Annotated in this window: 1 protein-coding gene and 1 pseudogene; one reads left to right on the top strand and one right to left on the bottom strand. The window is 53.1% G+C overall.

Annotated elements, in window-relative coordinates:
- Positions 1-153: pseudogene (locus tag HKD31_RS15925) on the bottom strand (VIT1/CCC1 transporter family protein); the annotation flags it as partial.
- Between the two features lie 196 nt (positions 154-349).
- On the opposite strand from HKD31_RS15925, the gene HKD31_RS15920 reads away from it, so the two are divergent.
- A complete protein-coding gene (locus HKD31_RS15920) occupies positions 350-919 on the top strand; it encodes a cytochrome b (protein WP_061276397.1) in 570 nt (189 codons plus the stop codon).
- The last annotated feature ends 116 nt before the right edge of the window (positions 920-1,035 follow it).

Genomic DNA, 1,035 nt, shown 5'->3' with positions numbered 1-1,035 from the left:
GAGAATGCTGCCGCGTGTCGCATGAGAACTGGCAACGCCGACGATGAGGCTGCCGGTCGACAGCGTTCCGTCATTGGCGCCGAGAACAGCCGCACGCAGCCATCCCAGTTTCTCGACGGCATGACGTTCGGCCAAAGGATGGAGACGCGACATAAGATGACCTGCTGCTTCTGGTGAATACAAATAAAGGTTAAGATGCATCATTTGCCGCGACAACAGATATTTCATTCTGATATTGCGAGTTATTTTCAATATTATTTATGTTTTAGGAAAATCTGTTCTGTTCAGAATCCTGTCAGGTAAGCATGATACGGAAGTGGATTCAGGGTTCTTTTTTGCCGAGACGTATATGCCTTATTCAACGCCGGACATCACAGATAGCCTGCTGCGTTACGACAGGCCGACGATCATCCTTCACTGGATGACGGCCTTTCTGGTGCTGCTTCAGTTTGCTCTTGGCGAAACCTGGAACTGGCCAACAAAACCCGTCCATCATCTGATGGTGGTCGCGCATCTGACAGCCGGCATCCTGCTGACCGCAATTATGGTGTTCCGCATTGTCTGGCGTCTGACGAAAGGCCGGCATCTGTCGGACCTTCTCGTGCCTGTGGACCGGGTATTCGCCCTTGGAGCAGAGTACACGCTCTATGTGCTGCTTCTGGCGGAAATCTTGCTGGGCTATCTCTGGCGATGGGGTGCCGGGCAGACGATGAGTTTTTTCGGCCTCCTGATTCCATCCCCGTTCGCGCGGTTCCCGGCGGAAACCGTGACGTGGTTTCAGACGCTACATTACTGGAACGCCTGGTTGATTATGGGTCTTGCGACAGGCCATGGCGCGGCGGCGCTTTTTCATCAGTTTGTCCTGAAAGACAAAGTGCTTGGACGCATGCTGCCGCGGGGTTCCTCACTCAGTCAGTGATTGCGATCGGGAACCTATCTGATTTTCATGATTGGGCAGCATCGTGATGCTGGATTGCCAACAACGTCAGCTTTTTTCGGCTTCCGTTGTACAACAGATGTTCCGCTGTCCCCCCC

It is taken from the genome of Gluconobacter potus (genome assembly GCF_015244705.1).
GTDB lineage: Bacteria > Pseudomonadota > Alphaproteobacteria > Acetobacterales > Acetobacteraceae > Gluconobacter > Gluconobacter potus.
The sequence above is the reverse complement of the archived record's forward strand: the minus strand, read 5'-3'. Positions and strand labels throughout refer to the sequence as shown.